Origin of the sequence: Rothia nasisuis (assembly GCF_928381405.1) — a bacterium.
Lineage (GTDB): Bacteria > Actinomycetota > Actinomycetes > Actinomycetales > Micrococcaceae > Rothia > Rothia nasisuis.
Genome location: NZ_CAKMSB010000068.1, coordinates 1 through 380, shown reverse-complemented (window position 1 = coordinate 380; position 380 = coordinate 1). Strand labels below are relative to the sequence as shown.

The following is a 380-nucleotide window of genomic DNA, read 5'->3' as shown; positions in this document are numbered from 1 at the left end:
GATCCAGGCGGGGCCGGGCCAGTACGACGCCATCCTGCTCGACGTCGACAACGGCCCGGAGGGGCTGATGCGCCGCTCCAACGACCGGCTCTACGACAATTGGGGCCTCAAGCGGGCCCGCTGGGCGCTCCGGCCGGGCGGCATCCTGGCCGTCTGGTCCGGCGCCCCGGACCGGAAGTTCAAGTCCCGCCTGCAGCGCTCCGGCTTCGCGGTCGAGGAGGCCCGGGTCCATGCCAGCGGCCGCGGCAGCGGGCCCAAGCACGTGGTCTGGCTCGGCACCCGCACCGACGGCCCGGCCGAGCCGTCCCGGCCCGAGGCCGGCCGCGGGAAGCCGGCCCGGTAAGGGCCCGGCTGCCGCCCACGGTCGCACCCCCTGGGCC

Annotated in this window: 1 pseudogene; it reads left to right on the top strand. The window is 77.1% G+C overall.

What is annotated here, in order from left to right:
- Positions 1 to 343, top strand: a pseudogene (locus L6966_RS12060) (hypothetical protein); the annotation flags it as partial.
- Positions 344 to 380 lie beyond the last annotated feature (37 nt).